This window comes from Acinetobacter sichuanensis (assembly GCF_003024515.2).
In the GTDB taxonomy this organism is placed as follows: domain Bacteria; phylum Pseudomonadota; class Gammaproteobacteria; order Pseudomonadales; family Moraxellaceae; genus Acinetobacter; species Acinetobacter sichuanensis.
On the sequence record NZ_PYIX02000080.1, the window covers coordinates 1 to 5,689 of the forward strand.

7 protein-coding genes are annotated in these 5,689 nt (G+C 33.8%); 4 read left to right on the forward strand and 3 right to left on the reverse strand.

Features of this window, described 5'->3' with window-relative positions:
* The first annotated feature begins 151 nt into the window (after positions 1-151).
* Complete coding sequence (locus C9E89_RS21210) at positions 152-424, forward strand: pyocin activator PrtN family protein (RefSeq protein ID WP_228199096.1); 273 nt, start codon at positions 152-154, stop codon at positions 422-424.
* Here C9E89_RS21210 and C9E89_RS21215 read toward each other — a convergent pair.
* Positions 408-1,559 (reverse strand): tyrosine-type recombinase/integrase, encoded by a 1,152-nt coding sequence (locus C9E89_RS21215; RefSeq protein WP_107010129.1) that lies wholly within the window; start codon positions 1,557-1,559, stop codon positions 408-410. The two genes, C9E89_RS21210 and C9E89_RS21215, sit on opposite strands and share 17 nt — an antisense overlap.
* 298 nt (positions 1,560-1,857) lie before the next feature.
* On the opposite strand from C9E89_RS21215, the gene C9E89_RS21220 reads away from it, so the two are divergent.
* The 3 genes from C9E89_RS21220 (at position 1,858) to C9E89_RS21230 (ending at position 3,932) form a co-directional block, all read left to right on the forward strand.
* The gene (locus C9E89_RS21220; protein WP_107010128.1) at positions 1,858-2,127 is read left to right on the forward strand and encodes a YARHG domain-containing protein; all 270 of its coding nucleotides are present in this window, start codon (positions 1,858-1,860) and stop codon (positions 2,125-2,127) included.
* 53 nt (positions 2,128-2,180) lie between these two features.
* A complete protein-coding gene (locus C9E89_RS21225) occupies positions 2,181-2,594 on the forward strand; it encodes an HIT family protein (protein ID WP_107010127.1) in 414 nt (137 codons plus the stop codon).
* 258 nt (positions 2,595-2,852) lie between these two features.
* Complete coding sequence (locus C9E89_RS21230; protein WP_107010126.1) at positions 2,853-3,932, forward strand: porin; 1,080 nt, start codon at positions 2,853-2,855, stop codon at positions 3,930-3,932.
* Between the two features lie 159 nt (positions 3,933-4,091).
* Here C9E89_RS21230 and C9E89_RS21235 read toward each other — a convergent pair whose 3' ends face one another.
* On the reverse strand, positions 4,092-4,460 hold the full coding sequence (locus C9E89_RS21235) for a 5-carboxymethyl-2-hydroxymuconate Delta-isomerase (RefSeq protein ID WP_107010125.1): 369 nt from the start codon (positions 4,458-4,460) through the stop codon (positions 4,092-4,094).
* 324 nt (positions 4,461-4,784) lie between these two features.
* On the reverse strand, positions 4,785-5,324 hold the full coding sequence (locus tag C9E89_RS21240) for a hypothetical protein (protein WP_107010124.1): 540 nt from the start codon (positions 5,322-5,324) through the stop codon (positions 4,785-4,787).
* Positions 5,325-5,689 lie beyond the last annotated feature (365 nt).

Genomic DNA, 5,689 nt, shown 5'->3' on the forward strand with positions numbered 1-5,689 from the left:
TAGCGCAAATTATTTGAAATTTGCAGCCTAAGGAGAAGACATGGAATGGACTCTGTTTTTCCTTGAAATTTTATTAGTCGTGAATGGATTTATATTTATTAATTTTAGCGTATGGAGTTGGTAGGTTATTACCTACCTTGGAGATGATTTAATGATGACTCAGAATTTTACGATTGAAGACTATTTATTTTTAAAATATAAAACACTTGTCATACAACTAGACGATGTATGTAAAGAGTACTACCCTCACCTGACAAAAAAAGTAATCTATGAACGCGCTAGTAAACAGGAATTTCCCTTTTCCTGTTTTAGACTAGATGGAAGTCAAAAGTCACCTTATTTTGTACATATTCGTGAACTTGCAGTACTTTTCAATCAAAAATATGAGATCGCTAAAAAAGATTACGCTACACTTCACCGATAAGGTGTAGCACATCTTCAATTTGTAGGATGTCCTTTCTTTTCTTTACAGAAACATAGATCTGCAAACATTTCCAAGACTCATGTAGACTCACCTGTTGTAATTGAGGGATTGTAAAACCTTGCTCAGCAAGTCGCGTACACCCCTCATGTCTTAAATCATGGAATTTAAGATTTTCAATATTCAGTAATTTACAAGCTTCTCTAAATTCTTTTGCCAAAGTATTAATGTTGACTGGAAACAAGAGTTGATCACTATAATTTAGCTCTAACATACGATTCCTATATTCAGGTTTCATTGCTAAATCAATAATCGCCTTACAAGGCTCTAGCACATTAAATTCCTTATTATTGCCTTTAGATCCTCTTGGATTTTTTAAATCTTTCACAAGCCAAGACTGATTAAACTCATCATAATCACTGAGCTTTAAACGACAAATTTCTGATATTCGTCTACATGAAAAAATTGCAAACCACATAATTAAATGCATTGGGTAAGCACTACCTTTTGCACGTCGGTTCCATCTCTCTATAAAGTATTTGGTTAATTTTAATAATTCTTTTGGTGTGGGTAGCCTGTCACGAGATCCCCCGAGTGCCAGTTGTCTTGTTTTACGCATTTGCGCAGTAACACGATCAAAGGTATTGAGATCAACTTCGACATTCCACATGACAGCGGCATGCACCAATACACTACGCATATTGAGAATTTCTGTTTGGATCGCTGTTGGCTTATTCGGTTTGTATCCTAAATCTTCGCTACCCGCTCTACGTAATTTAATATGATGAGATAAATGATCAGAACTAATATGTTGAATTTTACATTTTGAAATTGGAAACTTTCTTAATCGTTTTAGTGCAAGTATTTTAGATCGACAATATACACTTTCCACTTCTTCCAAATACTTATCTATTGCCTGATGTAAAGTATAGTCGATGATCGTGATATCTTTTTTTAATAAAATCTCTGGATTTTCTTCAATCTCAGCTTCTCTTTTAACTAGCCAAGTTTTTGCAACCTTCTTTGATGCAAATGTTTTGCTTTCTTTATAAGCAGGTAATCCCTTACGATTGATACGGATCTCAGCACGATATTTGATTGTGCCATCTGTAAGCTGTCGTGATGTGACGGTACCCATGTTTTACACCTCAATTAACTAAATTCACTATGGCGTAAATCAAGGCGTAAATAAATCGACAAAAAAAGCAAAATAAAGCAAAACGAAGCAAAATAAGGCAAAACACGAGCTTCTATAAATATTTGTTTTTTCAAGGTTAAACTAACAAGTTATTGATATATAATAGTATTACATACTATATGAATGAATTATGGAGTAAAATTACACTCGAATAATTTTTCATCATTGAAAATGAAAGATTGTCCCCTATAATCTAAATGATAAGTGACAATCCAATATGTCCAATTGAGGTTAACTCATGAAAAAATTTTATGTTGCAACACTTAGCTTAACAGCAATGCTGATCGGTTCATCTACTTTTGCAGCAGACCCTGCACAAGAATGTAAAAAACTCCAAGATGACTATAATGTCATTTATGCATCGAAAGGTTTTTGTTTTAAAGATCCTGAAGCTAAAGCTAAATTTGGTAATGATAATTGCTTTACCTCAAAACCTAAGTTTTCAGATAAAGAACAGCAAAAGCTTGATCAAATAGCAGCTCGTCAAAAAGAACTAAATTGTAAATAGCTGTTATAGTAATAATTAATACGTTAAAACAGTCATTTAGCAAGGAGTAAAAGATGACTTACGATGATCAAAATATATTTGCACGAATTTTACGTAATGAACTTCCAGCAATCAAAGTTTATGAAGACGAATATGTTCTTGCATTTATGGATATTATGCCTCAAGCCGATGGTCATACTTTAGTCATCCCCAAAACCCCAGCAGTCACCTTACTTGATTTACCCCCTGATGCTGCCGCATATACCATTCAGATTGTACAAAAAATTGCCAAAGCAATAGAAAAAGCACTTGGTGCTGAAGGTATTGTCTTAATGCAATTATCAGGTACTGCAGCAGGTCAAACTGTACCACATGTACATTTTCACTTGATTCCAAGCTCAGTACATGAACTCGGTAAACACGCAGCACAATTAGGTGATCAAGAAAAAATTAAAACATTAGCTGAAAAAATTAAAGCCGCTCTTTAATTTTTAGCATCTCTTAATAGAGAAAATAAGAGGCATCTATTGCCTCTTTTTTTATTTGTATTCATTGTCTATTTTAGTAATTTTTTTGATTGATTTGGTTTTTCGTCATCAAAATGTCATCTGGTCTTCACCCATTTGTAACAAAGTTTGCAGATACTGCATCCAAGTGAGTAAGTCTCGTAAAAATTTGTTTCTTGCTTACTCAATATAAAAAAGTGACAGGCTCATGCCCGACAGAATCGATTTGGAGAAATCTCAATGAAAAAAGTGCTACTCGCTGCCGCAGTTGCATCATTCGGCTTAAGCGCAGCGCAAGCAGCGCCAACATTGTACGGTAAGCTCAATGTTTCGTTAAATCAAGTTCAAAATTACGATTTTGCAGACAACGATGAAACTCAATTAAATTCAAATGCTTCTCGTATTGGTGTTAAGGGTGAAGAAGCATTAACTGATAATATTGCTGCTGTATATCAAGCAGAATGGGCAGTTTCAACTGATGGATCAGGTTCAGATACAGATTGGAGCGCTCGTAACCGCTTCTTAGGTCTTAAATTTAAAGACATTGGTACAGTAAAAGCAGGTAACTACGATTCTTATTTCAAAACTGCTGCTGGTAAATATCAAGATATTTTCAATGATGATACAAACCTAGACATTACCAAAATGATGCATGGTGAAGAACGTCTAAAAAACGTTGTTGGTTTTGAAACAGATAAAAACCTTATTATTCCAGGTTTACAATTTAACCTTATGACGCTTGTAGGCGAACATAATTCAACCGAATATACAACAAAAGAAAATGACAGCTTTAGTGGTGTATCGACGTCAATTACTTACGAAAATAAAGACATCGGCTTAGCTGCTGCAATTGCGGGTAACTTTGCAGTTCCAGGTGACTATGCGGCACTTAGCTTAAAAGATGTTGAATCTGATGCTTATCGTGTTACGGGTTCTTTAGACTTAGGTGCTTTAGGGGCTAAAGGTTTAGTCTTCGGTGCATTATGGCAACATGCTGAACTTTCAGACTCGCCTTCTGCTGCTGCATTAGCTGCGGCAAAACTCAAGCCTGAAGCGGCTTCTGCTGAAGAGCAAGCATGGGCAATTACTGCGGGTTATACTATTCCAGATACTCCTGTGACATTAAAAGCACAATATCAATCTGCTGAAACGACAGCTGATAGCATGGCAGACCGTAAAATTGATCAATATGGTGTAGGTGTTGACTATAACTTTAACAAACAAACGCGTTTCTATGGTGTCTTAGCACAGCAAAAACAAGATTGGAAAGCTGAAGATAAGAAAACTGTGGTTGGCGTAGGTATGGAATATAATTTCTAATCATAATCAAACTACAAAAATAAAAGGAATATGAGCAATCATATTCCTTTTTATATTTCCATTTTGGACAATATTTTTTCTCTATTAATCAATGGTTATTATTTTTAATAAAAGAGATTTAAAAACTTAAATCCCTTTTACTTTTAAATGATATCAATTTTATTTCAAAATACTGGTTTTTCCATAGACTTCTTTTGGCATTTCAGCAATTTCTACACATAATTGTACTTCTAAATGAACAGCTTGATAATTTTCAAAATTTTTCAGACATTCAAGTAATTGCGCTGAGATGAATTGACGTTGTTCTAACGTACGCCCAGTCATCATTCCTAAACGCACATGAATATATGCTTGATTGTTATCACCAAAACCAATTAAAAAATCCTGATTTGCACGAATACGTGTTTTGATATTAAAAGGATGATCGACTAAACCTGTATCAAACAAAGCATGATTCAACTTTAACATTAAATCTTGATGATCAAGTTGATCAATATTGTCTGAATATTCAACAATCATTTGCGGCATAACAATAAAACCTTGATAAAAATAAGTTTTGGTTCAGATTATATCATGACACTGATAAAGGAAATATAAAATAAAATTCACATAAAAATATTTTCAACATTGATTTAAATATAGTTTTTTATGTTATTTTTCATTAAAAAAATAACGCTGTTCAATATAGCATCGTACTAATGACCTATTTGTTGATATAAATTTATTTAATAAAATATTTGAAGCTGCTTTTTTATTTAAAAATAATTTAAATAAGAAGAATCCCTGTTGAGATTCTTCTTATTGTATTGTTGGAACAGCAGTCGCTAAAATACTGTATTTTTAACTTATCATTTAATGAGTTACACGATTCCAAGCATCTCGTACAGCATGTTTCGCTTCTTCCCAAGTTAAACGTGAAGTACCCTTCACCTGTTCCCACTTCAACTTTAAGTCATGTTCCGCATCTTCAAAGCTCGTTTCAGCAGGATATTCACTACGACCTGTATAACCTAGATGATAAGCTGAGTGATAATCTTTGTCGTAATCTAGATCATTATAAGTATTTAAGGTGTCTGCATAATAAGAAGTATTATTTGCTGTACTACGCCAATAAGCTTCTTCTTCTGTTGGATTGACTGCTTCTGCTGCACCTTTACCAGCTAAACCACCCACGACAGCACCGACTACACCACCTACAACAGCGCCAATTGGACCACCAACAGCACCTACTGCCGCACCAGCTGCTGCACCACCAGCCGCTCCAAGACCTGTACCAACAGGATGAGCACCTGGCTCACCTGTAATCGGATCAGCATTTAAATCATCTCTTTGTTCTTTTGGTAAATCTTTAACTACTTCACGATCAATTTCAGGTCTATTTGGGTTAGTCATCTTCTTATTCCTCTTAAAATTATATTGATTTTCTTTTTAAATACAGCATCTGTGTATTTTAAAAAGTAGTCTCTACTATATTGCGCACATTATTTTTATGATGTATTTCCAGTGTAAAAAGCTTTATATTTTTTAAACCTTATATATTATTTTATGTATTTAAAAAATAGCATTTAAATTAATAGAATATAGCTTTCTATTTAATCTATTTGAAATCTCTTATTTTAAATTTACATAGCATAACCTTCACCCACACAAATATTAATATTTTAACAATAAAAAGTTACAAGGTTTTAAGCTTTCTTAAACTAAATTTAAAGTTCTACACCTTATCGGCTTTGTTGCACAAACCTATCTGTAAAGGC